Raw genomic sequence first — 26,070 nt, forward strand, 5'->3', positions numbered from 1 at the left:
CGGAGACGCCATCATGCTCGACCGCTGGTTCCACCTGCGCGAAAGCGGCAGCGACGTGCGTACCGAGTGTCTGGCGGGGCTGGCCACATTCCTGGCCATGGCCTACATCATGTTCGTCAATCCGGAGATCCTCGCCGCGGCCGGCATGCCGCGCGAGGCGGTGTTCGTCGCGACCTGTCTCGCCGCGGCCCTGGGTTCGGCGGTGATGGGACTGTATGCCAACTACCCCATCGCGCTGGCGCCGGGCATGGGGCTGAACGCGTATTTCGCCTACGGCGTGGTGCAGGGGCTGGGCTTTTCCTGGCAGGCGGCGCTGGGGGCGGTGTTCATTTCCGGCTGCCTGTTCCTCGCGGTCAGCGTGCTGCGCGTGCGCGAGTGGGTGGTGCATGCGATTCCGGCCTCGCTCAAGCTGGCTATCTCCGCGGGCATAGGCCTGTTCCTGGCCATGATCGGGTTCAAGAACGCGGGACTGGTCGTGGCCAATCCGGCGACGCTGGTCGGGCTGGGCGACCTGCATGCGCCGGGCGTGCTGTACGCCGTGGGCGGATTGCTGCTGATCCTCGGGCTGGAGGCGCGCCGCGTGCGCGGCGGCATTATCCTCGGCATCCTCGCGGTAACTGTGGCGGCGGTGCTCGGCGGGCACGCGCGCTTTGCCGGCGTGTTCGCGCCGCCGCCGTCGCTGGCGCCGACCTTGCTGCAGCTGGACATAGGGGCGGCGCTGGAGGCGGGGCTGGTCAGCGTCGTGCTCACGTTCTTCCTGGTGGAGCTGTTCGATGCCACCGGCACCCTGGTCGGGGTCAGCCATCGCGCCGGCCTGCTCGATGCGCAGGGGCGCCTGCCGCGGCTGCGCCGCGCGCTGCTGGCCGATTCCAGTGCCATCGCCGCCGGCGCCGTGCTGGGCACGTCCTCGACCACGGCCTATATCGAAAGCGCCGCCGGCACCGCCGTGGGCGGGCGTACCGGGCTGACCGCGGTGGTGGTGGCCCTGCTGTTCCTCGCCGCGCTGTTCTTCTCGCCGCTGGCGGCGACGGTGCCGCCGTTCGCCACGGCGCCGGCGCTGATCTATGTGGCGATCCTGATGAGCCGCGGTCTGGCCGAGCTGCCCTGGGACGATCTGACCGAAACCGCGCCGGCACTGATCTGCGCGCTGACCATGCCGCTGACGTTTTCCATCGCCCACGGCATCGCCTTCGGATTCATCAGCTACGCCGGCATCAAGCTGCTGGCCGGACGCGGGCGCGAAGTGCCGCCGGCCGTGGCGGCGATCGCGCTGGTGTTCGTGGCCAAGTTCGCCCTGGTCTGAGCGCCGGCGCGCGGCGTCGTGCCGCAGTGCCGCTCCCGGGCGGGCAGCTACAATGGCCGCATGATCCTGAATATCGCGGCTTATCACTTCACGCCCATCGCCGACCCGGCGGCGCTCATCGCGCAGCTGCAACCCGTGGCCCGGCAGCACGCACTGCGCGGCACCGTGCTGGTCGCGGCCGAGGGCATCAATATTTTCCTGGCCGGGGCCGATGCGGGCATACACGCCTTCCTCGACCGGCTGCGCGCCGATGCGCGCTTCGCTGCGATCGCGGTGAAATTCAGCCGCAGCGAAACCCCGCCGTTCGCGCGGCTGAAGTTCAAGCACAAGCCTGAAATCATCAGTTTCCGCCGCGACGGCTGCGATCCGCTGCAGGGCCGCGCGCCCGCGGTGGATCCCGCGACGCTCGCGCGCTGGATCGCCGCCGGCCACGACGACGCCGGCCGCCGCCTGGTGCTGCTGGATACGCGCAACCGCGAGGAAGTGCGCCTGGGCAGTTTCGCCGGCGCGCTGACCCTGCCCATAGACCGCTTCACCGATTTCCCCGCCGCGATGGACGCCCAGCGCGAAGCCCTGGCGGATGCGGCCGTGGTGAGCTTCTGCACCGGCGGCATACGCTGCGAGAAGGCCGCGCTATGGCTGCGCGACAACGGTTTTCCCCAGGCGCTGCAACTCGAAGGCGGCATCCTGGGCTATTTCGAACAGATCGGCGGCCTGGGCTACAGCGGCCATTGTTTCGTGTTCGACGAGCGCGTCGCACTGGCGCCGGACCTGAGCCCGCTGGCCGCCGCGGCAGCGCCGGCCGCGGCGGATTTGTGACTGATGGCGCGGCTCGCTACAGTGGCGCGGTGAACAGGGACGCCAGGGGAACTGCATGACGCAACCGCCGCCGCTGCCGGAAACCGCCCGGCTACCGCCGCCGCTTCCGCCGGCCGCGTCCCCGCCGCCGCTGCCCAGCTACAACCCGTACTCGGCGCCGCTGGCCCAGGTCGAGCAACAGCCCGGGCAGGCGGACCTGGAGCTGGCCGATCGCGGCAGCCGCCTGGGCGCCTACCTGCTGGACAGCGTCTTCATCGTCGTGCTCGCCATCGCGCTGGTGGCGGTATCCGCGGTGTTCGAGAACGCGGGCCAGGGCGCGCGCGCCGCCGGCGTGATCCTTGCGTTGCTGGGTTTTCTCGCCTACATCGGCTTCAACCTGGTGCTGCTGCATCGCCATGGCCAGACCCTGGGCAAGCGCATCGTCGGCATACGCATAGTGCGCACCGACGGCAGCCGCTGCGAGCTGTGGCGCATCATCGTGCTGCGCGTGATGGCGTCGGGCCTGCTGCAATCGCTGCCCTTTATCGGCTGGATCATCTTCCTGGTCGATTCGCTGATGATCTTCGGCGACGAGCGGCGCTGCCTGCACGACATCTTCGCCGACACCATCGTGGTGAGAGTCTGAGTACGAACGCGCCCGTGACCCTGGTCGATACCCTGACCCTGGTCGAGACGCCCGAGGGCATCGCCCTGCGCCTGCGCGCCGCCGGCATGCTGCCGCGCGCCGCGGCCTGGGTCATCGACCTGGCCATACGCATAGGCGTGCTGTGGGTGTGCGCGATCGGGTTCGCCCTGGCCGGCGAATTCGGCATGGCGCTGAACCTGATCCTGATGTTCTCGCTGACCTGGGGCTATCCGGTGCTGTTCGAAGTGCTGCGCGACGGCCAGACGCCCGGCAAGATGGCCCTGGGCCTGCGCGTGGTCAATGCCAACGGCACGCCGGTGGGCTGGGTGGCCTCGATCGTGCGCAATCTGATGCGCACCGTGGACATGCTGCCGATCCTGTACGGCTTCGGCCTGGTCTCGGGCCTGATCGACCGCAGCAGCCGGCGTCTGGGCGACATCGTCGCCGGCACCCTGGTAGTGCATGTGGAGCCGGCCCACGGCCACAGCGCGGCGCCGGTAGTGCCGGCGGTGCCTTCGCCGCTGCCGCTGCCGGCGGCGGAGCAGGGCGCCATCGTCGCCTTCGCCGAGCGCTCGCGCCAGCTCACCCCGGAACGCCAGCGAGAACTGGCCGAACTGCTGCCGCAGCTGACCCAGGCGCGTGGTGCGGTCGCGGTGCAGCGCCTGCTCGGGCTGGCCAACAGTTTCCTCGGACGCGACTGAGGCCGCATGAAACAGGATGTCTTCCAGCAGCGGCACGAGGCGGAATGGCGCGCCCTGGACGAATGGCTGAAGCAGCGCCAGCGGCCGCGGCCGCGCGACCGCGCGCACGACGCCGAAGGCGTGTTCGGCGATCTCGAATTCCCCGCCGCCTACCGCCGCGTCTGCCAGCACCTGGCCCTGGCGCGCCGCCGCGGCTACAGCGTGGTGCTGATCGAGCGGCTGCAGGAACTGGTCCACCGCGGCCACTTAGTGCTGTACCGGCCGCGCTCGCCGCGCTGGCAGGCAGTGGCGAATTTCTTCGGTGCCGAGTTCCCGCGCCTGGTGCGCCAGCAATGGCGCGCGATGGCGCTGGCCGCGGCGCTGCTGTTCCTGCCGCTGATCGGCCTGATCGTGCTGCTGCAGTACCGCCCCGAGCTGGTGCATTCGATCTACGGTCCGGCCCAGCTGGCCGAATACGAGGCCATGTACAACCCGGCCACCGTCGGCGAGAAGCTCGGCCGCGAGAGCGGCAGTGACATGAAAATGTTCGGTTTTTACATAATGAACAATATCAGCATCGGCTTCCGCACCTTCGCCGCCGGCCTGCTCGGCGGCGTGGGCTCGATGTTCGTGCTGGTGATGAACGGGGTGATGATAGGCGCCGTCGCCGGACACCTGACCGCGATCGGCTACGGCGGGCCGTTCTGGCGCTTCGTGGTCGGCCATTCCGCGCCGGAGCTGCTGGCCATCGTGATTTCCGGCGGCGCCGGCCTGCAGCTGGGCTTCGCCCTGATCGCGCCGGGCCGGCGCAGCCGCGGCCGCGCCCTGGTCGAGGCCGGCGTGATCGGCGCACGGCTGATCTTCGGCGTGTTCGCGCTGCTGCTGTTCGCCGCCTTCGTCGAGGCGTTCTGGTCCTCCATCGGCTGGATGCCCGACGCGGTCAAGTTCAGCGTGGGCGGGCTGCTGTGGCTGGGCATACTGCTGTGGCTGTGGCGCGGCGGTCGCGGAGTCGCGCATGCGGCTTGAAGGCCTGACCGTCGCGCTGCGGCCGCGTACGGCCTGGGAGGCGACCGATCTGGGCTTCGCCCTGGTGCGGCGCCATGCGGGCCGCATCTGGGGCGCCTGGCTGCTGGTGACCCTGCCGGTGCTGCTGTTGCTCAACGGCCTGTGCCTGCTGCTGGGCCAGGTGTGGCTGGCCGGGCTGCTGCTGTGGTGGCTCAAGCCCGTGTTCGACCGCGTGCCGCTGTACATCCTGTCGCGCGCAGTGTTCGGCGCCGCGCCCGGCGTGGCCGAGGCCGCGCGCGCCCAGCTGCGCTGGGGCTGGCGCAGCATGTTCGCCTGGCTGACCTGGCGCCGCCTGCATCCCTGCCGTTCGCTGCTGCTGCCGGTGGACCTGCTCGAAGGCCTGAGCGGCGCGCGCCGGCGCGAACGTGTCCGTGTGCTGCAGCGCTCCACCAGCGGCACCGCGGCGCTGACCTTGCTGCTCGCGGTCAACATGGAGCTGATGCTGAACTTCTCCATCGTGCTGCTGGGGCTGATGTTCGTGCCGGTGGAATTCATGTCCGACGCGGCCAAGGCCGTATGGGACAACCTGATCCAGGAACCGCCGCTGTGGGCCAAGCTGCTGTTCAACCTGATCGCCTGGCTGGCCATGAGCCTGATGGAGCCGTTCTATGTCGGCGCCGGCTTCGGCCAGTACCTCAACCGGCGCACCCAGCTGGAAGCCTGGGATGTGGAACTGGCCTTCCGCCGCCTGGCCCAGCGCCTGTCCGCGACCGCGGCGGTGCTGGCCCTGGCCGTGCTGGCCGCGTTCGCGCCGGCGCCGGCCTGGGCCGAGGATCCGCCCGGCGCCGAACAATTGCTGGAGGAGCTGGCCAAGGCCGGCGCACAGGACTCGTCCAAGGACCGCATCGGCGGCATGGCCGCCGAGCGCGCGGAGCAGGACCTGGCCGATGCGCCGCCGCGCAGCCTGCGCCGCGTGTTCGGCGGTCAGTACCAGCCCGACGGCGAAGCCTTCGAGGCGGCGGCGAAGAAGGCCTATGCCGACGGCGATCTCAATCCCAGGACCACCCAGGTCGTGTGGGAGCCGCGCGAGCGCGATCCCGCCAGGTTCGACGCCAAGCCGCCGGCGCTGCAGTGGCTCAAGCCGCTGGGCAACGGCCTGGCCTTCCTGTTCGAGAACGCGCTGTGGATCCTGCTTGCCGTGCTGGTGGTGCTGCTGATCCGTTACCACCGCTACTGGCTGCCCTGGGTCAGCGACCGCTTTGAACGCGAGCGCCAGCCCGATCCGGTGCAGGTGCACGACCTGGACCTGCCCGAACAGTTGCCCGACGACCTGCCCGCCGCGGTGCGTGCGCTGTGGCGCGAAGGCCGCCAGCGCGCCGCGCTGGCGCTGTTCTACCGCGCCGCGGTGCAGCGCCTGGACGAGGCATTGGGCCTGCCGCTGCCGCCCGGTGCGACCGAGGCCGAATGCCTGCGCCGCGCGCGCCGTCTGGATGATGGCGACTATGCAAAATTGTTCACTCGTATAGTCCGTGCCTGGCAGTCCGCCGCCTACGCGCGCCGGCTGCCGGAGCCGGCCGAGCTGGAAGCGCTGCTGGCCGCCTGGTCGGCACCGCGGGGCGCCGCATGAAGCGCAACGTGCGCTATCTGATCGCCGGCCTGGGCCTGCTGGTGCTGGGCGGACTGGTGGCCTGGTTCCTCACTACCTTCCACCGGGTCGAGCGCGAATTCCACCTGCCGCCGCGCGGCGAGGCGCGCTACAACCCGCTGTATGCCCTGCGCAAGACGCTGCAGGGCTACGGCGTCGAGGCGATCAGCCGCAAGGATCTCAACTTCGACGCCATGGCGCTGGCGCCGCAGGACATGCTGCTGCTGGACATCGACGTGCGCACGCTGACTGCGGCCCAGGTCGAGACGCTCATGAGCTGGGTCGAAGGCGGAGGCCACCTGCTGTTCCGCCTGCCCGCCGGCGACGAAGGCCGTTCCGGCGAACTGCTGGATACCCTGAGCCTGCGCGTGAAGTCGCATTTCAGCTGCCACGAGTGGTCCGAAGCCGCCGCGGCGACGTCCGGCAGCGGCGGGAAGAACGCAGCCGAAGCGCCGAAGGAAGCGGCCGGCGCAGCGCCTGCAAAGGCCGACGCGCAGGATCTCGCCCGGACGCTGGAACAGCTGCGCCGCCTGTTCGGCGCCAGCTTCGGCAATGACAAGGCCGGCAGTGGCCGCTTCTGCAGCGAATTCCGCTTCACCACCGATGCGGAATATGAAACCGATTTCGACTGGCTCTGGGGCAACAGCGATGATGGCTTCATCTTCGGCCGTCATCCCTGGGGCGAGGGCAGCGTGCTGGTGGCGGCGGACTTCGATCCGCTGCACAACAGCGCGCTGGACAGCCCGGGCTACCAGGCCCTGGCCTGGCAGCTGATCGGCCCTTCGTTGGGCGAAGGCCGCGCCTTCCTGGTGTATGCCGCCGACGTGCTGCCCTGGTACGTGCTGCTGCTGCGCTATGGCTGGCCGGTGCTGCTGCCGCTGCTGCTGGCGCTGCTGGCCTGGCTGTGGGCGCGCAGCCAGCGCCTGGGGCCGCTGCTGCAGCAGGCGCCGCCGCACCGGCGCGCGCTGCTGGCGCATGTGCAGGCGGCCGGCGAATTCGCCTTCGCCCGCGGCCGCGGCGCGGCCCTGCATGCGGCCGTGCTGCGCGCCTTCCAGCAGCGCCTGCGCCGGCGCGACCCGGTCACCGCGGCGCTCAGCGGCGAAGCCCTGCTGCAGACCCTGGCCGAGCGCCACCAGATCCCGCTGGCGCGCGTGCGCCAGGCCCTGCAGCCGCAGGATCTGGGCCGTCCCGAACACTTCCTCGTCAGTATCCGTACCCTCATGCAATTGCGAGCCCTCACATGAACGCGCAAGCTCCTGTCGCTATCACCGGCACGGCCCTGGTCGAGCGCACCGACGCGATCCGCCAGCAGATTGCCCAGGCCTTCGTCGGCCAGGCGGAAGTGCTGGACCAGCTGCTGATCGCGCTGCTGGCCGGCGGCCATGTGCTGCTGGAAGGCGTGCCCGGCCTGGGCAAGACCTTGCTCGTGCGCGCCCTGGCCACAGCGCTGGAATGCAGCTTCGCCCGCGTGCAGTTCACGCCGGACCTGATGCCCAGCGATGTCAGCGGCCACGCCTTCTACGATCCCAAGACGGAAAGCTTCAAGATCCGCCGCGGTCCGGTGTTCACCAACCTGCTGCTGGCCGACGAGATCAACCGCGCCCCGGCCAAGACCCAGGCTGCGCTGCTGGAAGTGATGCAGGAACAGCAGGTCACTATCGAATCGCGCAGCTTCAGCCTGTCGCCGCCGTTCCTGACCGTGGCCACGCAGAACCCGATCGAGCAGGAAGGCACCTATCCGCTGCCCGAGGCGCAGCTGGACCGCTTCCTGGTCAAGATCCTGATGAACTATCCGGAACTCGGCGACGAAGTGCGCATGGTCACCGCGGTTAGCCATGGCCGCAGCGCCAGCGATTTCGACCTTGGCCGCGTGCGCGCGGTGGCCACGCCCGAGGACATCGTCGCCATGCAGCAGGGCACGGCCCTGGTCGCGATCGACCCGGTGGTGCTGGACTACGCCGTGCGCATCACCCGCGCCACGCGCGAGTGGCCGGGCCTGAGCATGGGCGCCGGTCCGCGCGGCAGCCTGGCCATCGTGCGTGCGGCGCGCGCACAGGCGGTGTTGGACGGCCGCGGTTTCGTCACGCCCGACGATGTGCGCGGCGTGGCCAAGCCCTGTCTGCGCCACCGCGTCAGCCTGGCGCCGGAAATGCAGATCGAGGGCCGCCGCATCGACGACGTGCTCGAAGCGCTGCTCACCAAAGTGGAAGCGCCGCGCCGATGAGGCCTGCGCCGGCCCTGCTGCTGGCTTTGCTGCTGTGCGCCGCGATCGGCGCACTGTGCGTGGCCGGGCTGTTGCCGCTGGCGGCGCTGCTCGCGGCCGTGGGCACGCTGTCGGCGCTGGCCCTGCCCGATGCGTTCGCCCTGCGCCGCACGCCGCTGCCGGAAATCAGCCGTGACCTGCCGCAGATCGTGCCGGTGGGCGTGGAACGCAGCGTGGTGCTGCGCCTGCGCAATCTCAGCGGCCGCCGCCTGCGCGCCGAAGTGCACGACCTGCATCCGGGCGAATGGCCGGTGTTCGGCCTGCCGCGTCAGGTGCAGCTGCTGCCGGCGCGGGAGACGGAACTGTCCTACCAGCTCACGCCGACCGAGCGCGGCGCGTTCCGCTTCGACGGCGTCGCGCTGCGCCTGTTCTCGCCGCTGCGCCTGTGGCGGCTGCAGCGCGAAGTGCCGCTGGCGCAGCAGGTGCGCGTGTATCCGAATTTCGCACCGCTGGCCAAGCTGGCGCTGATCGGCGCCGAGCGCGCCTCGCGCGTGGTCGGCGCGCATCTCAAGCGGCGCCGCGGCGAAGGCACCGAATTCCAGCAGCTGCGCGAATACCGCAACGGCGACGCGCTGCGCCAGATCGACTGGAAGGCGAGCCAGCGCGCGCGCAAGCTGATCTCGCGCGACTACCAGATCGAACGCAACCAGCAGGTGCTGCTGCTGGTCGACACGGGCCGGCGCATGCTCGCCCGCGACGGCGCGCTGGCGCATTTCGATCATTGCCTCAACGCCGCGCTGATGGTGGCCTATATCGCCCTGCGCCAGGGCGATGCGGTAGGCCTGCTCGCGGCCGGCGGGCAAAGCCGCTATTTCGCGCCGCGGCGCGGCCTGGGCACGGTCGATGCGCTGCTCAACAGCGTGTTCGACCTGCACGCGGCCCCGCTGGCCACCGACTATCTCGACGCCGCCACCCAGCTCGGCCTGCGCCAGCAGCGCCGCTCGCTGGTGCTGCTGATTACCAACGTGCGCGACGAGGACATCGACGAATTGCTGCAGGCTGTGCGCCAGCTGCAGAAGCGGCATCTGGTCTGCGTCGCCAGCCTGCGCGAACAAGTGCTGGAGCGGCCGCCGGAACAGCCGGTGACCGATCTGGCCGACGCCATCGGCGTAGGCGCGCTGGCCCAGTACATCGAACAGCGCAGCCGCGCCCACGAGGCGCTGCGCTCGCAGGGCACCGACGTGCTGGACGTGACCTGTGCGGAGCTGCCCGCGGCGCTGGTGCAGCACTACCTCGCGGTCAAGCGCGCGGCGCGGCTGTAGCAGGCGCTGCCGGCCGGGAAACGCGGCTTTGGCGCGGATGCGGCATCATTCCGCGGCGGAACGCGGCATCGGCGGGGACTGCGCAGCGCGTGCCGGGCCAGCGTGCGCAGCTGTGGGCTGGCGCGCGGTCGCCGCCGCCTTGCCGCGGCGAGAATCACTGGGGATCTTCAGGGGAAACGCATGAGCAAGAACTGGTATTACGCCGACCGCCGCCGTCAGCAGCAGGGGCCGGTCAGCAGCGACGGCCTGCTCGCGGCACTGCAGCGCGGCGAAGTGGACATGTCCAGCCTGGTCTGGCACGAACAACTGCCCGGCTGGGTGCCGCTGAGCCAGGTCGCCGCCGAACTGGGTCTGCGCAACGTGGCGCCGCCGCCGCCACCGCGGCCCCGGCCGGCAGCGGGGCAGATTGCCGCGCGGCCGCCCAGGTCGGGTTCCAGCACCTGGGTCATCGTGCTCGTCGTGGTGTTCTTCTTCATCCTGTGCGTAGGCGGCATCCTCGCCGCCATCGCGATTCCGGCCTACCAGGACTACACCATCCGTTCGCGCGTGGCCCAGGTCGTACTGGCCGGCAGGGCGCAGCGCATTGCCGTCGCCGAATTTTTCGTTGCCCAGCAGCGCTGCCCGCGCAACGGCGACGAAGGCTTCAATGCGCCGGAAAACTATGCCGACCAGTACGTCGCCAGCATCCGCTTCGAAGCCGGCGCCGGCGAATGCGTGATGCGCCTGGCTGCGCGCAACCTCGGCAGCAGCCGCCTGGACAATGCCGAGATCATCATGGCCATGGACAAGGACATGAACTGGACCGAGGCGGCTAACGTGCCGGACAAGTACCTGCCCTCGTATATGCGCCGGCGCTGAGTTGCGCGAATTCCTGCAGCATCCGGCGCGGCAGCGCGCAAGCCGCGCCGGGTCAGGCCGCGACCGTGCGGCGCCGGCCGCTGAAGGCGGCCAGCAGCGCGGCGGCGGCCGAGGCGGCGACCAGCACAGCCAGGCCCAGCAGCGGCAGGGTATCCAGCGGCGCGCCGAACCAGCGTCCGCCTGACAGCAGCATGGCCAGTGCGGCCAGCAGCCGGATCAGGTCCAGCGCCAGTCCGCGCCGGCTTCCTTCCAGCCAGGCGCAGATCGCCGTCATGCTCAGTACGTTCCAGGCGACGTAGGCTGCGCCCCAGGCCCAGGGCAGCTGCGGCGCGCGGCTGAGGCAGTCGGTACCGGCCAGCATCAGCAGCAGGAATTGCAGGCCTGCATGCAGCTGTACCGCGCGCGGGACGGCCGGCGCGTAGCGCGGGCGGGTATACGGATCGAAGGCGGGCTTGGGATCGGCCGCGGCCAGATCGGCCGGGCGCCAGCCGGGCGGCTTTATCCACACGTTGAATTTGTCGGCCCAGCGGCGCGTGCGCCAGGCGTCGCGGGCCAGCGCCGCGTAGCCTTCCAGATTGGCCCACAGCGGATCGTAGCGGCGCAGCGGCGCGCGCGTGCCGTAGATCACCGGCTCGTCATCGTCCTCGTCGGCGTAGGTGCCGAACAGGCGGTCCCACAGGATCAGGATGCCGCCGTAGTTCTTGTCCAGGTAGCGGTCGTTCACGCCGTGGTGCACGCGGTGATTGGACGGCGAGGCGAAGACGCGGTCGAACCAGCCCAGCTTGCCGATCTGCTCGGTGTGGATCCAGTACTGGTACAGCAGGTCGATCAGCGCCACGCCTATCCACACCAGCGGCGGCACGCCGAGTACGGCCAGGGGCAGGTAGAAAATCCAGCCGAACAGGAAATTCGAACTGGTCTGGCGCAGCGCGGTGGAAAGATTGAAGGCCTCGCTCTGGTGATGCACCACATGGGCCGCCCACAGCACGCCGACCTCGTGGCCGAGACGGTGATGCCAGTAGTAGAGGAAGTCGTACAGCAGCAGCGCGCCCAGCCATACCGCCACGCTGTGCGCATCCAGGGTGAACAGGCGCAGGTGCTCGTAGACCAGCACGTAGATGCCCAGCATCAGCGCTTTGGAGAAGACCTCCGTCACCTGCGACACCGCGCCGAGTCCTATGCTGCACAGCGTGTCGGCGAAGTCGTAGGCGCGGGCCTTGCGCCGGTGGGCCTGCCACAGCTCCAGCCCGATCAGGGCGAAGAAGACCGGCGTGGCGTAGACGATGGGATTCACGGGCGCACCTGGCGATGACGAAGCGGCCTGCCGGAGAATTCGCGATGGTGGCGGCGGCGTCAAGCGGCGCGGAGGGTGCCAAGCCTGTGCGGCGATCACGCGGGAAACCCTGCAGTCCGGCGCGTTGCAGCAGGACTTTCGCCGCGTGGAAGGATTTGAAAACGCGCGGCCGGGTCAGTCAGGTCGGTGGCGTGGCGCGGCAAGGAAAAGCCCCGCGGGAAATCCCGCGGGGCCGCTGCTTGCAGGCTGGGCGCAATCGCTCAGAACGTGATGCTCCAGCTGTCGATGCGGCCGGTGTCGCCGCCGGCGTTGTCATTGACGCGCAGGTTCCAGGTGCCGTTGAGCAACTCACTGGACAGGTTCAGCGTGACCGTCTTGTTGATGTTGTCGGTGCCGCCGCCGCTGCGGTTGTGGATGTTGTAGAGCGTGCCGTCCGGCGCGACCAGATCCACCTTCAGGTCGCCCTGGTAGGTATGCACGATGGCGACGGTGACCGAGGCATTGCTCGGCGCATTGCCGCTGCGGCCGGAGACCGTGATCGGGCTGTCCACGGTGGCGTTGTCACTGATGGCGTAGTCGGTGGTGTTGGTATACGTCTGCGTGCCGCCACCGCCGGTGCTGAAGCTGCCGGTGAGGCTCAGGCCCGAGAAGGCCGAATAGCCCAGCACCATGACGTGGTAGGTGCCGGCCTGTGCGGTGGCGATGGTGCAGGTCTCGGCGTTGGTGGAACCCTGCGAGCGGCAGTCGTAGCTGGCCGTGGTCGGCGCGGAACCGAACTTCACATAGAGGTCCGCGTCGCCCGTGCCGCCGCTGGTGACGAACTTCAGATTGCTGGCGCCGGCCGGCACGGCCAGGGTCCAGGTCTGCTGGCTGCCTGCCGCGCCGCTGATGTTGTTCACCGGCACGCCGTTGCTCAGCGTGTTGCCGGCGACCGAGCCCACGGTCACCGCCTTGGTCACACTGCTGCTCGCGCCGCCGTTGTCGGTGACGCTGAGCACCACGTTGTAGGTGCCGGAGGCGGCATAGGTCTTGGCCGGGTTGGCGGAGGTTGACGTGGTGCCGTCGCCGAAGTTCCAGTTGCGTGCGGCGATGGAGCCGTCGCTGTCGCTGGAGCCGTCGCTGAAGTTCACGCTGAGCGCATTCACGACATAGGAGAAATTCGCCGTGGGCGGAACATTGCCGCCGCCGCCGCTGTTGAGGCCGTCCAGGGTCTGGGCGCCGGTGTTGCCCGGGTCCAGCCAGTTCGACAGGCGCGTGGCATTGCTGCCGCCGCCGGTCCAGGACACCGACACACGGCCGTAGTAGTCGCGCTTGTTGGTGTCGGTGGCGCTGCACGAGGACGGACCGCCGTGCAGCTGGCCGATCACGCGCTTCTCATTGCTGTACAGCGGCGAACCCGACGAACCGCCTTCGGTGACACCGATGCCCGGACGCCAGCGCGCCTGCACATGGGTGCCGTCGCCGGGTTCGGCCGTGCTGTTGTAGCTGGTCGTGGCGGTGGCGCCGTTGGCCAGGCTGATGCGCTTTTCCGCCGTGGCCGGGTGGTGGATGCCGAAGGCCGAGGGGAAGTTCTGGCTGCGCCGGTCCCAGCCGTTGAAATACACATTGGCGGCGGCGGACGGCGCTTCGTCCAGCTCGACCAGGGTGAAATCCGACGGCGAGTAGGAGGCGCGGAAGAACGCGCCGGTCTGGAACTGGTTGGTGGTGCCGTCGCCGGCCTGGCCCGAGGCCGCGCTGCCGACCGGACGGCAGTAGGAGTTCTGGAAATTCCAGTACACCACCAGCGAAGCCGCATTGCCCGAATTGATGCCGCAGTGGGCCGCGGTGAGGAAGTAGGGCTTCTTGTCCTGTGCAGTGTTGTTGAGCAGGCTGCCAGTGCAGAAGGTGCTGCCGCCGGTGGAGTAGACCGCGACCGAGCGGATCTGGTCGCGGTACGGATCGCCCTCGGGGCACATCACGTCCACATTGCACGAGCCCGACACATCGCCCGCGTCCTTGGCCCGGCCGCCGCTGATCTCCGCAGCGACGCGGTTGAAGCCGCGGTAGTCGTGGTTGACCGAACTGAGCTCCAGTTCCAGCGCATGGCGCTGCTGCCTGGGCACGACCACTTCGACCACGATGTCGTCGCCGGCCACGATGGGCGTCCACAGCTGGCCGTGCTCGGCGTTGTCCTTGCTGTCGAAGCGGCGTACCAGCGCGGGATCGGCGCCGGCGCGCAGGCCGGCCGGATAGACCAGCAGGCGGCCGCCTTCGGGCATGAAATAGCGGGTGAAGCCGAGGTTGAGCGAATACGCGCCGGGCGAGCTGATGCGCAGGCGCCAGATCAGATTCTGTGCGTCCAGTTCTTCCCAGGTGCCGGCCTTGGCCGGCGTGATGCCGACGGCGATCGGCGCGGCGAAGCGCGGCGGCAGGTCGCTGGCGCGCCGGCTGGCGTCTTCGCGTGCGAGCGCGGCGACATCGACGGCGGGCATGAGTTCGTGCGCGACGTTGGCGAGCGGGCGCAGCGAATGACTGAACGCGGCCGGCGCGGCGTCGGCGGCGACTGCGCGGGTGCCGGCGAAGGCCAGGCCCAGCGCCATGCACAAAGCGGCAAAACGATACTGCGGATTCATTGGCAATTCTCCACACGAGGACAGGGGAACCACGCACGGATGGCGGAAGAGGGCCGCCAGCTTCGGTCAGGGCCGAAACTTGGCTACTATCGCCGCTCCGGTCAGGCTTGGTCTTGATCGGATCCGACAATCGGGGTGTCGGATCGGGCAGGGGCCGCGCCACCGGCGCGGCGGCGTCCGGCTTGTGGGGAGCAGGCAGCAATGACGGCAGTCCTGGAGCGTCCCGGCACGGCGATGCCGGGCGGCATTTCCGTGTCCATGCGTAGCGCGGCGGTAGTGGCCGAGCGCCTGTTCGACTGCGCCCAGGACACGCTGTTCTTCGTCAAGAACCGCGAGGCGCGCTATGTCGCGGTCAACCGCACCCTGGTCGACCGCTGCGGCGTGCGTTCCAAGCGCGACCTGCTCGGCCGCACCGCCGAGGAACTGTTCCCTCCGCCCTACGGCGGGCGCTACTACGCGCAGGACCGCGCCGTGCTCGACGGCGGCGTGGAGCTGCACGACCTGCTGCAGCCGCTGCCCGCCGCCGGCGGCGCCGAGAGCTGGTGCATATCGTATAAATTTCCCATACTGGAAGACGGCCGCGTGGTCGGCCTGTGCGGCATCTGCCGCAGCGTCGATCCGGACGACGCCAGCGCCGCCCAGGTTGCCCGCGCGGTGGAGTACATGCGCCAGCACTACGGCGAGGCCCTGCGCGTGGAAGCCCTGGCCAGGGCCGCCGGCCTGGGCACGCGCCGGCTGGAGCGGCTGGTGCGGCGCCTGTTCGACCTGACGCCCATGCAGCTGCTGGCCAAGACCCGCATCGAGGCCGCGGCGCGGCTGCTGGCCGAAGGCGAGGACAGCGTCGCCAGCGTGGCCAGCGCCTGCGGCTACAGCGACCAGAGCGCGTTCACGCGCCAGTTCAAGGCGCTGACCGGCGCCACCCCGCTGCGCTACCGCGAGCGGCGCCGCGGCGCTGCGGACTGAAACAGGTCGGCGCTGCGGACCGGAACAGGCAGGCGCGCCGGCGCCGCGGACGGAAATGCGCCGGCACCGCCGCACGCCAGCCGGGCGGCGCCGGCGGCAGTGACAGCGGCCGGGCGCCGGGCGATGATGCGGCCCTGTCCTGGCTGCGGATACCGGCATGTCTGACTGTCCTTTGCGATTGCCGCACCTGGCCCTGGCCGGCCTGCTGGCGCTGTTGCCGGCACTGGCGGCCCGCGCCGGCGATGCGCGCGGCATCGCGCTGCCGTTGCAGCCAGTCACGGCCCTGGCCAACGGCGTGAACCATGCCTGCGCCATCGCCGAAGGCGGCAAGGTGTTCTGCTGGGGCTACAACCTCTACGGCCAGCTCGGCAGCGGCGACGACACCAGTACGGTGGATCCGACCCTGGTGCGCGGCCTGCCCGGTGCGGCGGTGTCGCTGGCCGCCGGCATGTACCACAGCTGCGCGGTGGCCGGCGGCAAGGTCTGGTGCTGGGGCAACAACGACTACGGCCAGCTCGGCAACAACAACCCAGACGGCAACCTCGTCCCGGTCGAGGTGCAGGGTCTGGGCGGCACCGCCACGGCGGTGACCGCAGGCTACTATCACACCTGTGCAGTTGTGGATAACGGGATTAAGTGCTGGGGCGCCAATGCTTACGGCTCGCTCGGCAACGGCGACGACAACGACAGCTATCTGCCCGTCAGCGCGGCCGGCCTGAGCGGCCCCTTCAGCCAGATCGCCGCCGGCCTGCTGCACACCTGCGCGGTCAACGCCGAAGGCCTGTGGTGCTGGGGCTACAACTTCTCCGGCCAGATCGGCAATTCCACCCGGCTGAACCAGTACGAACCGGTCGCGGTGGATGGCCTGCCGGCGGCGGTGGTGCGTATCGCGCCGGGCAGCGAGCACAGTTGCGCCGCACTGGCCAACGGCAGCGTGTACTGCTGGGGCGCCAACGGTTCCGGCCAGCTCGGCACCGGCGGTTCGGACCCGGCCACCCATCCGGTTGCCGTGACCGGCCTGGCCGGCGCAGCCAGCGCCGTCGCCACCGGCGCCCTGCACAGCTGCGCCCGGGTCGGCGACCGCGTGCAGTGCTGGGGCGACAACACCTACAACCAGATCGGCAGCCATCCGGACGGCAGCGCGGTGCCGGTCAACCTCAGCACGCTCGGCGGCGTGGCCGACGTCAGCGCGCGCACCTACTACGGCTGCGCGCGGCTCGACGATGCCAGCCTGGCCTGCTGGGGCTACAACTTGCGCGGCCAGCTCGGCGACGCCTCGGCCCTGCTGCGCACGGCGCCGGTGCACACCTTGCCGCCCGGCAGCGGCGTGAGCGCGGTCGCCGCGGGTTCGGCACACAGTTGCGCAGCGGTGCCGGAAGGGCTCAAGTGCTGGGGCTACAACGCCTCGGGCGCGCTGGGCCTGGGCGAGTTCAGCGTGTTCGATTCCATTCCCAACCTGGTGCGCGGCTTCACCCATGCGGTGAGTTCGGTATCCGGCGGTGCCGACCATACCTGCGCGGTCTACGACGGCGGCGTCTGGTGCTGGGGCGACAACGAATTCGGCCAGCTCGGCATCGGCGAAGACGAACCCGCCCAGGAGATCCCGCGGCTGTTGCCCGGACTGGCCGACAGCGTCAGCCAGGTCAGCGCCGGCGAGAACTTCGCCTGCGCGCTGCGCCTGGGGGCGGTCTGGTGCTGGGGCGCCGGCGCCAACGGCCAGCTCGGCAACGGCGCGACGGAAGACAGCTATACGCCCGTGCAGGTCAGCGGCCTGGACGGCGGCGTCAGCGCCATCGCCGCCGGCGTCAGCCACGCCTGCGCCGTGCAGTTCGGCGCCGCCAAATGCTGGGGCATCAACACCGACGGCCAGCTCGGCCTGGGCACGAACGACGGCCTGCGCAGCACGCCGCAGCAGGTCAGCGGGCTGGCCAGCGGCGTCAGCCTGCTCACTGGCGGCTATACCCACACCTGCGCCGTGGTCGACGGCGGCGCGCGCTGCTGGGGCTACGACGGCTACGGCCAGCTCGGCAACGGCATCTACGACGATGCCAGCTATGTGCCCCAGGCCGTGGTAGGCCTGGACAGCGGCGTGCAGAACCTGGTCGCCGGCGACGACGTGACCTGCGCCGTGCATGACGACTCCGCCCTGTGCTGGGGCGCCGACTACGAAGGCGACCTGGGCAACGGCGGCCCGGTGCGCACCCGGCGCCTGGTGCCGACGCCGGTGCTGGGCATGAGCAATATCGCCGCCGGGCCGCTGGCCATACGCGGTACCCATGTCTGTGCGGCGACCCGCGCCGGCGGCCTGCATTGCTGGGGCGACGATCTGCTCGGCCCGCTGGGCGTGGGCCGCGCCGTGCTCGCGTCCAAGCCGCGGCCGGTGCTGCGGCAGGATCAGCTGTTCGCCAACGGGCTGGATTGAGCGCGGCGGTGCGCGCCGCGCAGTTGGCCGAGTTTTGGCGCCGTCTGCAGCGCACCGGCGGAAAGCACGCGGCTTTTCCGCCGGAGTAATGGTTTGCCGCTAGCCGGCGAGCTTCTGCTTCAGCAATTCGTTGAGCTGCTGCGGATTGGCCTGGCCGCGCGTGCGTTTCATCACCTGGCCGACGAAGAACTGCAGCAGCTTGTCGTTGCCTTTGCGGTAGTCGGCGACCTGGCCGGCGTATTCGGCCAGCACGGCGTCGATGGCAGTGGCCAGCGCGCCGGTGTCGGAGATCTGCTTCAGGCCGCGCGCCTCGATGATGACGTCGGCGCTGCCTTCGCCGGCCCACATCGCGGCGAACACGTCCTTGGCGATCTTGCCGGAGATCACGCCTTCGCGCAGGCGCGACAGCAGCTGGGCCAGCGCCGCGGCGTCCACCGGGGCGGCGGCGATCTCGACCGCGTTCTCGTTCAGCGCCGCGGCGACTTCGCCCAGCACCCAGTTCGCGCACAGCTTGGCCTGGCCTGGCACGCCGGCCAGTACGGCCTCGAAATAATCCGCCGTGGCGCGGTCGCTGCAGAGCTGGTCGGCGTCGGCTTCGGGCAGGCCGAGTACAGCGATGTAGCGTTCGCGCCGCGCCTGCGGCAGTTCGGGCAGGGCGCTGCGCTCGCGTTCGATCTCCGCGGCGCCGATCGCCAGCGGCGGCAGGTCCGGGTCGGGGAAATAGCGGTAGTCGTCGGCGGATTCCTTGCTGCGCATGGAGCGGGTCTGGTGCCGGGTCGGGTCGTACAGGCGGGTCTCCTGCACGATGGCCTCGCCGTTCTCCAGCGCGCGGATCTGGCGCTCGATCTCGTACTCGATGGCTTTTTCCACAAAGCGGAACGAGTTGACGTTCTTGATCTCGGTGCGCGTGCCCAGCTGTTCCGTGCCGCTGCGGCGCACCGAGACATTGCAGTCGCAGCGGAACGAGCCTTCCTGCATGTTGCCGTCGCAGATGCCCAGCCAGCGCACCAGGGTATGCACGGTGCGCATGTAGGCCACCGCCTCGGCGGCCGAATGCATCACCGGCGCCGAGACGATTTCCAGCAGCGGCGTGCCGGCGCGGTTGAGGTCGATGCCGGTTTCCGCATGGAAGGCGTCGTGCACGGACTTGCCGGCGTCTTCCTCCAGGTGGGCGCGCTGGATCTCGACCTCGATCGTGCGGCCGTCGTCCACCCGCACCTTGAGCTTGCCGGGGCCGACCACGGGCAGCTCGTACTGGCTGATCTGGTAGCCCTTGGGCAGGTCGGGATAAAAATAGTTTTTGCGCGCAAATACCGAATGCGGCGCGATCGGCGCGCCGATGGCCAGGCCGAACTGGATCGCCTTGCGTATCGCCGCGCGGTTGGGCACGGGCAGGGTGCCGGGCAGGGCGATGTCGACCAGCGAGGCCTGGGTGTTGGGCTCGGCGCCGTAGGCGGTGGGCGCGCCGGAGAACAGCTTGCTCGCCGTGCTGAGCTGGGCGTGGATCTCCAGGCCGATCACGGCCTGCCAGCCGGCGGCGGCCGGCGGGGGGGCTATCTGGGCGTTCATGCCTGGGGCTCCTGCGTATGCCAGTCCGTTGCCTGTTGCAGCTGGTGCGCGGCGTTGAGCAGGCGCGCTTCGGCGAAGGCCGGCGCGATCAGCTGCAGGCCCACCGGCAGGCCGTCGACGAAGCCGGCCGGCGCGGAAATGGCCGGCAGGCCGGCCAGGTTGACCGCGACCGTGTTCACATCGGCCGCGTACATGGCCAGCGCATCGTCGGATTTCTCGCCGAGGCGGAACGCCGTGGTCGGTGCCGTCGGGCCGGCGATGAGATCGACCTGCTCGAAGGCGGCGGCGAAATCCAGCGCGATCAGGCGGCGCACCTTCTGCGCGCGCAGGTAGTAGGCGTCGTAATAGCCGGCAGACAGCGCATAGGTGCCGACCAGGATGCGCCGCTGCACCTCGGCGCCGAAGCCTTCGGCGCGGCTGCGGCTGTACAACTCGTCCAGCGAACGCGCATCGGCCGCGCGGTGGCCGTAGCGCACGCCGTCGTAGCGGGCGAGATTGCTCGATGCCTCGGCCGGCGCGATCACGTAGTACGCCGGAATCGCGTGATGCGCGCTGGGCAGGGAAATGTCGACCAGCACTGCGCCGAGCTTCTCCAGCTCGGCCAGCGCCGCGCGCACCTGCGCGGCCACGGCCGCATCCACGCCGCCGCCGAAGTATTCCCGCGCCAGGCCTATGCGCAGGCCGCGCAGGGGGCGCGGCAGCAATGCCTGCACATCTTCGAGCGGGCGATCCACGCTGGTCGCGTCGCGGCCGTCATGGCCGGCGATGGCGCTGAACACGCTGGCGCAGTCGGCGGCCGAGCGCGCCAGCACGCCGGCGCAGTCCAGGCTGGAGGCGTAGGCGATCATGCCGTAGCGCGACACGCGCCCGTAGGTGGGTTTCAGTCCGGTGATGCCGCAGAACGCGGCCGGCTGGCGGATGGAACCGCCGGTGTCGGTGCCGGTGGCGAAGGGCACTATGCCCGCGGCCACCGCGGCGGCCGAGCCGCCGGAGGAGCCGCCCGGCACGCGCGCCGCATCCCAGGGATTGCGCGCGGCGCCGTAGGCGCTGTTCTCGTTGGACGAGCCCATCGCGAACTCGTCCATGTTGGTCTTGCCTATGCTGACCGCGCCGGCGGCGGCAAGGCGTTCGACCACCTGGGCATCGTAGGGCGGGGCGAAGCCGCGCAGCATGCGCGAGCCGCAGGTGGTGGCTATTCCCTTTGTGCAGAAAATATCCTTGTGCGCAAACGGGATTCCGGCCAGCGCATGCATGTCGCGGCCGGCGCGGCGGTTGGCATCCACGCTGTTTGCATGGGCCAGCGCGGCTTCCGGCTGCAGGCTGATGAAGCTGTTGAGCGCGGCGTGCTGCTGCGCGCGGTCCAGCGCCTGTGCGGCGAGTTCGGCTGCGCTGGTGCGGCCGGCGGCGAGATCGGCGCCGAGTGCGGCGAGGCTGGCGCTGCTCATTCGATCACCTTCGGCACGAGGTAGTAGCCGCCCTGGGCGGCCGGCGCGAGGGCGAGCAGTTCCTCGCTGCGGTCGGGCTGGTCGGCGACGTCGTCGCGCAGGCCCAGCACCTGGTCGTGCGGATGCGCCAGCGGATTCAAATTGTCCACATTGGCGGCGGCCAGATCGTCGAACAGGTGCAGGACGCGGGCCAGGTCGGAGCGCACGCTTTCCAGCTCGGTCTCGGCCACGGCCAGACGGGCCAGGCGGGCGATATGACGTACCGTTGCGGAATCAATTGACATGTCGGGTGGCATGGACGGGGTGGAGCGGCCGAACTTAGCACGCCGCTGCAATGCACCAAAGCGCATAACCGGGCCGCCGGCCGGATCGGCTGTCCGGACCAAAAATGCTTTCTTAACGAGGCGTTACCTTGCGCATCAGGGGGGCGAACACTAGACTGTGCGGCCTTTTCCGCCCCCCCATCTACAGCCTGGGCGACCATGTTCAAAAAGTTTCGCGGTCTTTTTTCCAACGATCTGTCGATCGACCTCGGCACCGCCAATACCCTGATCTACGTCCGGGGCCAGGGCATCATCCTGAATGAACCCTCGGTGGTGGCGATACGCCAGGATCGTGGTCCCGGCGGTCCGCGCAGCGTCGCCGCCGTCGGCGCCGACGCCAAGCGCATGCTGGGCAGGACGCCGGGCTCCATCGTCGCCATACGGCCGATGAAAGACGGCGTCATCGCCGACTTCACCATGACCGAGGCGATGCTGCAGCACTTCATCAAGCAGGTGCACAAGAGCCGCATGCTGCGGCCCAGCCCGCGCGTGCTGATCTGCGTGCCCTGCGGTTCGACCCAGGTCGAGCGGCGCGCGATCAAGGAGTCGGCCGAAGGTGCCGGCGCCCGCGACGTGTTCCTGATCGAGGAGCCCATGGCCGCGGCCATCGGCGCCGGCATCCCGGTCCACGAGGCGCGCGGCTCGATGGTGCTGGATATCGGCGGCGGCACCTCGGAAGTCGCTGTCATCTCCTTGAATGGCATCGTTTATTCCCAGTCCGTGCGGATCGGCGGCGACCGCTTCGACGAGGCCATCGTCAACTATGTGCGGCGCAACCACGGCACCCTGATCGGCGAGGCCACGGCCGAGCGCATCAAGCTGGAAGTGGGCTGCGCCTATCCGCAGAGCGAGGTGCGCGAGATCGAAGTCTCCGGCCGCAACCTGGCCGAAGGCGTGCCGCGCATGTTCACGATCAATTCCAACGAAGTGCTGGAAGCCCTGCACGAGCCGCTGGCCGGCATCGTCTCGGCGGTGCGCAGCGCGCTGGAACAGACTCCGCCGGAGCTGTGCTCCGACGTGGCCGAGCGCGGCATCGTGCTGACCGGCGGCGGCGCCCTGCTGCGCGACCTGGACCGGCTGATTTCCGAGGAAACCGGCCTGCACGTGCAGGTGGCCGAGGAACCGCTGACCTGCGTCGCCCGCGGCGGCGGCCGCGCGCTGGAACTGATCGACCTGCACGGCAGCGACTTCTTCGCTCCCGAATAACCCGCGTCACCGGCCGCGGCGCCAGCCGCCGCGGCTGCTTCTCCTGGCCTGATTCCCCATGCCGCTTGCGCGCACCGACACCAGTCCCCTGTTCGGCTCCGGTGCGACCAGCACGTTGCGCCTGATCGTCTATCTCGCCGCCGGCGTGGTGCTGATGGTGGCCGACTACCGCGGCCATTATCTGGCGCGGGTGCGCCAGTACGCCGCCGTCGCGGTAGAGCCGGTCTACCGCGCCGCCGCCATGCCGGCCGATGCCGCGCGCAACCTGCGCCTGGCCGTGGCCGACCGCCAGGCCCTGACCGAGGAAAACCAGCGCCTGCGCGAGGCTTTGCTGCTGACCCAGGCGCGCCTGAACCGTCTGGGCGCGGTGGCCGAGCAGAACACCCGGCTGAAGGAACTGCTGGAAGTGCAGCATTCCCTGGGCCTGGGCGTGCAGCTGGCCAAGCTCATCGACATCGTGCTCGACCCTTACCGCCAGCGCATCACCCTGGATGCGGGCGCCAGGCAGGGCGTGGTCACCGGCCAGGCCGTGCTGGATGCCTACGGCGTCATGGGCCAGATCAGCGAAGTGCTGCCGACCACCTCCACCGCGGTGCTGATTACCGATTCCAGCCACGCCGTGCCGGTAATGGTCGAGCGCACCGGCCTGCGCACCATCGCCTACGGCAGCGGCAGCAGCGACCGCCTGAACGTGCCCAATATCCCGGTCAGCGCCGATATCAAGGCCGGCGACAAACTGATTACCTCGGGCCTGGGCGGCAGTTTCCCGGCCGGTTTCCCGGTCGGGGAGATCACTTCGATAGGCGCCGAGCCCAGCGGCATGTTCGCCGTCGCCGTGGCCAAGCCGGCCGCCGCGCTGGAGCGCAGCGGCGAAGTGCTGCTGCTGCGTCCGCTGGCCGAGCCGGTAGGCCCGCCGGCCCTGCGCAACGAAACAGGCCCGCCGGCGCCGCCGGCGGAGGAATTGCAGGCGAATGCGGCCGCCGCCGCGGCCCCGGCAACGCCGCGCGCGGCGTCCGCGGCGGCCGGCTCCGGCTCCGGCACCGCCGCGCCGAACGCCGCCGTGCCGGGCATCGCGGCGCAGTCCAACCTGCAACCGCGCTCCGCCGCAAACACGGCAGCGGCCGCGCCGCCGCCGTCCACGTCTGCCGGCGCTACGCCAGCGGCTCCGGCGGCCGGCCCGGCTGCGGCCACCGCAACACCGGCGGCTCCGCCGGCGCGTTCCGTACCGGCCGCCACGGCGCCGGCGGTTTCCCCGTCGCCGGCCGCAACGGAGCCCGCCGTGCCGCCCGCGGCCACGCCGCCGCCGCCCGCCGCCGAACCGCCCAGGCCCGTGCCGGGAGCCGCGCCATGAACCGGCATCGCGCCCATTTCCTGCTGTTCATGCTGAGCCTGATCCTGGCCTGCCTGCTGCAGCTGATGCCCCTGCCGGACCTGCTGCTGCCGTTCCGGCCGTACTGGCTGGGGCTGATCCTGATTTACTGGGCGCTGGAAGAACCCGAGCGCATTGGCCTGGGCCGGGCCTTCCTGCTTGGCCTGGTCGGCGACGTGCTGCAGGGCGACCTGCTCGGCGACCAGGCCCTGCGCCTGGCCGCGCTGGCCTTCATCGTGCTGCGCTTCCGCTCGCGCCTGCGCTTCTTTCCCATGTGGCAGCAGTCGCTGGCGGTGTTCGCCCTGCTGCTGAATGATCGCGTGCTCAGCCTGATGGAGCGCACCTTCACCGGCGATCCGCTGCCGCCGCTGTCGTTCTGGTACGCGCCGGTGGCCGGCATGCTGGCCTGGCCCTGGGTGTTCCTGCTGCTGGACGATCTGCGCGCACGCCTGCGCGTCCACGAGGCATGAGCCCGCGCCGTTCCAAGCTGAAGGACAGCGGGCGCGAGGTCGCGCTGTTCCAGCGCCGCGCCCTGGCCGGCTTCCTCATCATCGTGGTCTGCCTGGGCGTGCTGGCCTCGCGCTTCGTCCATCTGCAGGTGGTGCGCCATGACGAGTTCGTCACCCGCGCCGACCAGAACCGCATCAAGCTGCGCCCGATCCCGCCGGCGCGCGGGCTGATCTTCGACCGCAACGGCGTGCTGCTGGCCGACAACACCGCCGCCTTCCGCCTGGAAGTGACGCCGGAGCGGGTCAAGGACATGGATGCCATGCTCGCCGCCCTGGCCCAGGTGGTGCCGCTGACCGACGAGGACATCGACCGCTTCAAGGAACAGCGCAAGGGCCGCCGCGGCTTCAACAGCCTGCCGCTGCGCTTCCGCCTGTCCGAGGACGAGGTGGCCAAGTTTGCCGTCAACCGCTGGCGCTTTCCCGGTGTGGAAGTGGTGCCGTACCTCACGCGCACCTATCCGCGCGGGGCGGAATTCGGCCATGTGGTGGGCTATGTCGCGCGCATCGACGAAAACGACCTGCGCGAACTGGACACCGGCCGCTACGCCGGCACCACGCACATCGGCAAGACCGGCGTAGAGCGCTACTACGAGGACCTGCTGCACGGCGAGCCCGGCTATGAACGGGTGGAGACCAATGCCGACGGGCGCGCCCTGCGCGTGCTCAACAGCACGCCGCCCAAGCCGGGCAAGAACCTGTACCTGAGCATCGACATCCGCCTGCAAGAGGCGGCCGAGGCGATCTTTGAAGGCAAGCCGGGCTCGGCCGTCGCCATAGATCCGCGCAACGGCGAGGTGCTGGCCATGGTCAGCGTGCCCAGCTTCGATCCCAACCTGTTCGTCAACGGCATCAGCCATGCGGATTACCGCGCGCTGATTTCCTCGCCGCTGCGGCCGCTGTTGCACCGGGCCCTGGTCGGCACCTACAAGCCGGGTTCGACGGTAAAGCCCTTCATGGGCGTGGCCGGGCTGGAGCAGGGTGTGCGCCGGCCCGACGACACGGTGCTGTCCACCGGCGAATTCTTCATTCCGGGGCAGAGCCGCGGCTATCGCGACTGGCGCCGCGGCGGCCACGGCCGGGTCGACCTGGTCGAATCCCTGTCCCAGTCGGTGAACACGTATTTCTATTCGCTGGCGTTGGACATGGGCATAGATCGCATGTCCGGCTACCTGTCGCGCTTCGGCTTCGGCAAGCCCACCGGTCTGGACCTGGCCGGCGAGGGCAGCGGCATATTGCCGTCCAAGGAATGGAAGCGCGGCGCGCTGAACAAGCCCTGGTATCCGGGCGAGACCGTGATCGCCGGCATAGGCCAGGGCTACTGGGTGGTCACGCCGGTGCAGCTGGCCAATGCCACCGCCATCCTGGCCGCCCGCGGCGTACACCATCAGGCGCACCTGCTGCGCGCGACCCAGTCCGGCTTCAACGCGCCGGTGGAGCCCGCGCCGCCGCGGCCGGCCGAGCCCAGCTTCATCGTCCACATGACCAACTGGGACCGGGTGCGCGACGGCATGGTCGCCGTGGTCGCCGGGCCCACCGGCACGGCGGCGCGGGTGTTCGCCGACGCGCCGTATACCGCCGCGGGCAAGACCGGCACGGCGCAGCGCTTCTCGCGCAGCGGCGACGAGGTCGATACCCACGGCTTGAGCGACGCCCAGCGCCACCAGGCCCTGTTCGTCGCGTTTGCGCCGGTGGACGAGCCACAGATCGCCCTGGCCCTGGTGATGGAATACGGCGCCAGCGGCTCGGCCGACGCGGCGCCGCTGGGGCGCAAGATCCTCGACGCCTGGCTGGCCCCGCCGCCGTCGGCCACCCAGCCGGCCGCGCGGCCGGTGGTTGCGCCGGCGGCGCTGCCGGGCGCGGTGCGCCTGACGCCGCCCGCCGCGCCTGCGGCAGCCCCG

General features: G+C 70.1%; 21 protein-coding genes. 16 read left to right on the forward strand and 5 right to left on the reverse strand.

Going from position 1 to position 26,070, the window contains the following annotated elements; all coding sequences use genetic code 11:
- Positions 1-13: 13 nt before the first annotated feature.
- The 10 genes from NM961_RS13445 (at position 14) to NM961_RS13490 (ending at position 10,460) form a co-directional block, all read left to right on the forward strand.
- Positions 14-1,303, forward strand: coding sequence for an NCS2 family permease (locus tag NM961_RS13445; RefSeq protein ID WP_255914910.1), 1,290 nt, complete (start codon positions 14-16; stop codon positions 1,301-1,303).
- A 60-nt stretch (positions 1,304-1,363) separates the two neighbouring features.
- Positions 1,364-2,122, forward strand: coding sequence for a sulfurtransferase (locus tag NM961_RS13450; protein WP_255914911.1), 759 nt, complete (start codon positions 1,364-1,366; stop codon positions 2,120-2,122).
- A gap of 55 nt (positions 2,123-2,177) precedes the next feature.
- Positions 2,178-2,747 carry an RDD family protein gene (locus NM961_RS13455; protein ID WP_255914912.1) on the forward strand — a complete coding sequence of 190 codons (570 nt, stop codon included), beginning with the start codon at positions 2,178-2,180 and terminating at the stop codon, positions 2,745-2,747.
- Between the two features lie 14 nt (positions 2,748-2,761).
- Complete coding sequence (locus tag NM961_RS13460; RefSeq protein WP_439334215.1) at positions 2,762-3,448, forward strand: RDD family protein; 687 nt, start codon at positions 2,762-2,764, stop codon at positions 3,446-3,448.
- Positions 3,449-3,454: 6 nt separating this feature from the next.
- Positions 3,455-4,453: a stage II sporulation protein M gene (locus tag NM961_RS13465; protein ID WP_255914913.1), complete on the forward strand. Its 999-nt coding sequence runs from the start codon at positions 3,455-3,457 to the stop codon at positions 4,451-4,453.
- Complete coding sequence (locus NM961_RS13470) at positions 4,443-6,059, forward strand: DUF4129 domain-containing protein (protein WP_255914914.1); 1,617 nt, start codon at positions 4,443-4,445, stop codon at positions 6,057-6,059. Before NM961_RS13465 ends, NM961_RS13470 begins: the two co-directional genes overlap by 11 nt.
- Positions 6,056-7,321: a DUF4350 domain-containing protein gene (locus NM961_RS13475; RefSeq protein WP_255914915.1), complete on the forward strand. Its 1,266-nt coding sequence runs from the start codon at positions 6,056-6,058 to the stop codon at positions 7,319-7,321. The genes NM961_RS13470 and NM961_RS13475 overlap by 4 nt, the downstream gene beginning before the upstream one ends.
- The gene (locus tag NM961_RS13480) at positions 7,318-8,301 is read left to right on the forward strand and encodes an AAA family ATPase (RefSeq protein ID WP_255914916.1); all 984 of its coding nucleotides are present in this window, start codon (positions 7,318-7,320) and stop codon (positions 8,299-8,301) included. The genes NM961_RS13475 and NM961_RS13480 overlap by 4 nt, the downstream gene beginning before the upstream one ends.
- The gene (locus NM961_RS13485; protein WP_255914917.1) at positions 8,298-9,602 is read left to right on the forward strand and encodes a DUF58 domain-containing protein; all 1,305 of its coding nucleotides are present in this window, start codon (positions 8,298-8,300) and stop codon (positions 9,600-9,602) included. The genes NM961_RS13480 and NM961_RS13485 overlap by 4 nt, the downstream gene beginning before the upstream one ends.
- A 180-nt stretch (positions 9,603-9,782) precedes the next feature.
- A complete protein-coding gene (locus NM961_RS13490; RefSeq protein WP_255914918.1) occupies positions 9,783-10,460 on the forward strand; it encodes a GYF domain-containing protein in 678 nt (225 codons plus the stop codon).
- Positions 10,461-10,512: 52 nt separating this feature from the next.
- On the opposite strand, the gene NM961_RS13495 is transcribed toward NM961_RS13490, so the two are convergent.
- Both NM961_RS13495 and NM961_RS13500 read right to left on the reverse strand, forming a co-directional pair.
- Positions 10,513-11,754, reverse strand: a complete 1,242-nt coding sequence (locus NM961_RS13495; RefSeq protein WP_255914919.1) for a sterol desaturase family protein — start codon at positions 11,752-11,754, stop codon at positions 10,513-10,515.
- 260 nt (positions 11,755-12,014) lie between these two features.
- Entirely contained in the window at positions 12,015-14,366 is a 2,352-nt protein-coding gene (locus NM961_RS13500) for a proprotein convertase P-domain-containing protein (protein WP_255914920.1), read from the reverse strand.
- Between the two features lie 201 nt (positions 14,367-14,567).
- Between NM961_RS13500 and NM961_RS13505 the strand changes: the two genes are divergently transcribed.
- The gene (locus tag NM961_RS13505; RefSeq protein WP_255914921.1) at positions 14,568-15,329 is read left to right on the forward strand and encodes an AraC family transcriptional regulator; all 762 of its coding nucleotides are present in this window, start codon (positions 14,568-14,570) and stop codon (positions 15,327-15,329) included.
- 157 nt (positions 15,330-15,486) lie between these two features.
- The gene (locus NM961_RS13510; RefSeq protein ID WP_255914922.1) at positions 15,487-17,751 is read left to right on the forward strand and encodes an RCC1 domain-containing protein; all 2,265 of its coding nucleotides are present in this window, start codon (positions 15,487-15,489) and stop codon (positions 17,749-17,751) included.
- Positions 17,752-17,850: 99 nt separating this feature from the next.
- Here the strand turns inward: NM961_RS13510 and gatB are convergent, their stop codons facing one another.
- From gatB to gatC, 3 genes are read right to left on the reverse strand one after another with little or no spacing between them, the layout of a single operon-like run.
- A complete protein-coding gene (gene gatB / locus NM961_RS13515; RefSeq protein ID WP_255914923.1) occupies positions 17,851-19,320 on the reverse strand; it encodes an Asp-tRNA(Asn)/Glu-tRNA(Gln) amidotransferase subunit GatB in 1,470 nt (489 codons plus the stop codon).
- The gene (gatA, locus tag NM961_RS13520) at positions 19,317-20,765 is read right to left on the reverse strand and encodes an Asp-tRNA(Asn)/Glu-tRNA(Gln) amidotransferase subunit GatA (protein ID WP_255914924.1); all 1,449 of its coding nucleotides are present in this window, start codon (positions 20,763-20,765) and stop codon (positions 19,317-19,319) included. Before gatA ends, gatB begins: the two co-directional genes overlap by 4 nt.
- Positions 20,762-21,049, reverse strand: coding sequence for an Asp-tRNA(Asn)/Glu-tRNA(Gln) amidotransferase subunit GatC (gene gatC / locus NM961_RS13525; protein WP_255914925.1), 288 nt, complete (start codon positions 21,047-21,049; stop codon positions 20,762-20,764). Before gatC ends, gatA begins: the two co-directional genes overlap by 4 nt.
- Before the next feature lie 198 nt (positions 21,050-21,247).
- On the opposite strand from gatC, the gene NM961_RS13530 reads away from it, so the two are divergent.
- From NM961_RS13530 to mrdA, 4 genes are all read left to right on the forward strand, one after another.
- The gene (locus tag NM961_RS13530; RefSeq protein ID WP_255914926.1) at positions 21,248-22,294 is read left to right on the forward strand and encodes a rod shape-determining protein; all 1,047 of its coding nucleotides are present in this window, start codon (positions 21,248-21,250) and stop codon (positions 22,292-22,294) included.
- A gap of 58 nt (positions 22,295-22,352) precedes the next feature.
- On the forward strand, positions 22,353-23,645 hold the full coding sequence (gene mreC, locus NM961_RS13535) for a rod shape-determining protein MreC (protein WP_255914927.1): 1,293 nt from the start codon (positions 22,353-22,355) through the stop codon (positions 23,643-23,645).
- Positions 23,642-24,133, forward strand: a complete 492-nt coding sequence (gene mreD, locus NM961_RS13540) for a rod shape-determining protein MreD (protein WP_255914928.1) — start codon at positions 23,642-23,644, stop codon at positions 24,131-24,133. The genes mreC and mreD overlap by 4 nt, the downstream gene beginning before the upstream one ends.
- A partial coding sequence (mrdA, locus tag NM961_RS13545) for a penicillin-binding protein 2 (protein ID WP_255914929.1) occupies positions 24,130-26,070 on the forward strand: 1,941 nt, incomplete at its 3' end. The genes mreD and mrdA, both read left to right, overlap by 4 nt.

Source organism: Tahibacter harae (assembly GCF_024437735.1).
In the GTDB taxonomy this organism is placed as follows: Bacteria; Pseudomonadota; Gammaproteobacteria; order Xanthomonadales; family Rhodanobacteraceae; genus Tahibacter; species Tahibacter harae.

What these genes read in the sequence shown, in the direction of transcription:
- NM961_RS13445 (WP_255914910.1), top strand. Translation starts at nt 14, where the DNA reads ATGCTCGACCGCTGGTTCCACCTGCGCGAAAGCGGCAGCGACGTGCGT.
- NM961_RS13450 (WP_255914911.1), top strand. Translation starts at nt 1,364, where the DNA reads ATGATCCTGAATATCGCGGCTTATCACTTCACGCCCATCGCCGACCCG.
- NM961_RS13455 (WP_255914912.1), top strand. Translation starts at nt 2,178, where the DNA reads ATGACGCAACCGCCGCCGCTGCCGGAAACCGCCCGGCTACCGCCGCCG.
- NM961_RS13465 (WP_255914913.1), top strand. Translation starts at nt 3,455, where the DNA reads ATGAAACAGGATGTCTTCCAGCAGCGGCACGAGGCGGAATGGCGCGCC.
- NM961_RS13470 (WP_255914914.1), top strand. Translation starts at nt 4,443, where the DNA reads ATGCGGCTTGAAGGCCTGACCGTCGCGCTGCGGCCGCGTACGGCCTGG.
- NM961_RS13475 (WP_255914915.1), top strand. Translation starts at nt 6,056, where the DNA reads ATGAAGCGCAACGTGCGCTATCTGATCGCCGGCCTGGGCCTGCTGGTG.
- NM961_RS13480 (WP_255914916.1), top strand. Translation starts at nt 7,318, where the DNA reads ATGAACGCGCAAGCTCCTGTCGCTATCACCGGCACGGCCCTGGTCGAG.
- NM961_RS13485 (WP_255914917.1), top strand. Translation starts at nt 8,298, where the DNA reads ATGAGGCCTGCGCCGGCCCTGCTGCTGGCTTTGCTGCTGTGCGCCGCG.
- NM961_RS13490 (WP_255914918.1), top strand. Translation starts at nt 9,783, where the DNA reads ATGAGCAAGAACTGGTATTACGCCGACCGCCGCCGTCAGCAGCAGGGG.
- NM961_RS13500 (WP_255914920.1), bottom strand. Translation starts at nt 14,366, where the DNA reads ATGAATCCGCAGTATCGTTTTGCCGCTTTGTGCATGGCGCTGGGCCTG.
- NM961_RS13505 (WP_255914921.1), top strand. Translation starts at nt 14,568, where the DNA reads ATGACGGCAGTCCTGGAGCGTCCCGGCACGGCGATGCCGGGCGGCATT.
- NM961_RS13510 (WP_255914922.1), top strand. Translation starts at nt 15,487, where the DNA reads ATGTCTGACTGTCCTTTGCGATTGCCGCACCTGGCCCTGGCCGGCCTG.
- gatB (WP_255914923.1), bottom strand. Translation starts at nt 19,320, where the DNA reads ATGAACGCCCAGATAGCCCCCCCGCCGGCCGCCGCCGGCTGGCAGGCC.
- gatA (WP_255914924.1), bottom strand. Translation starts at nt 20,765, where the DNA reads ATGAGCAGCGCCAGCCTCGCCGCACTCGGCGCCGATCTCGCCGCCGGC.
- gatC (WP_255914925.1), bottom strand. Translation starts at nt 21,049, where the DNA reads ATGTCAATTGATTCCGCAACGGTACGTCATATCGCCCGCCTGGCCCGT.
- NM961_RS13530 (WP_255914926.1), top strand. Translation starts at nt 21,248, where the DNA reads ATGTTCAAAAAGTTTCGCGGTCTTTTTTCCAACGATCTGTCGATCGAC.
- mreC (WP_255914927.1), top strand. Translation starts at nt 22,353, where the DNA reads ATGCCGCTTGCGCGCACCGACACCAGTCCCCTGTTCGGCTCCGGTGCG.
- mreD (WP_255914928.1), top strand. Translation starts at nt 23,642, where the DNA reads ATGAACCGGCATCGCGCCCATTTCCTGCTGTTCATGCTGAGCCTGATC.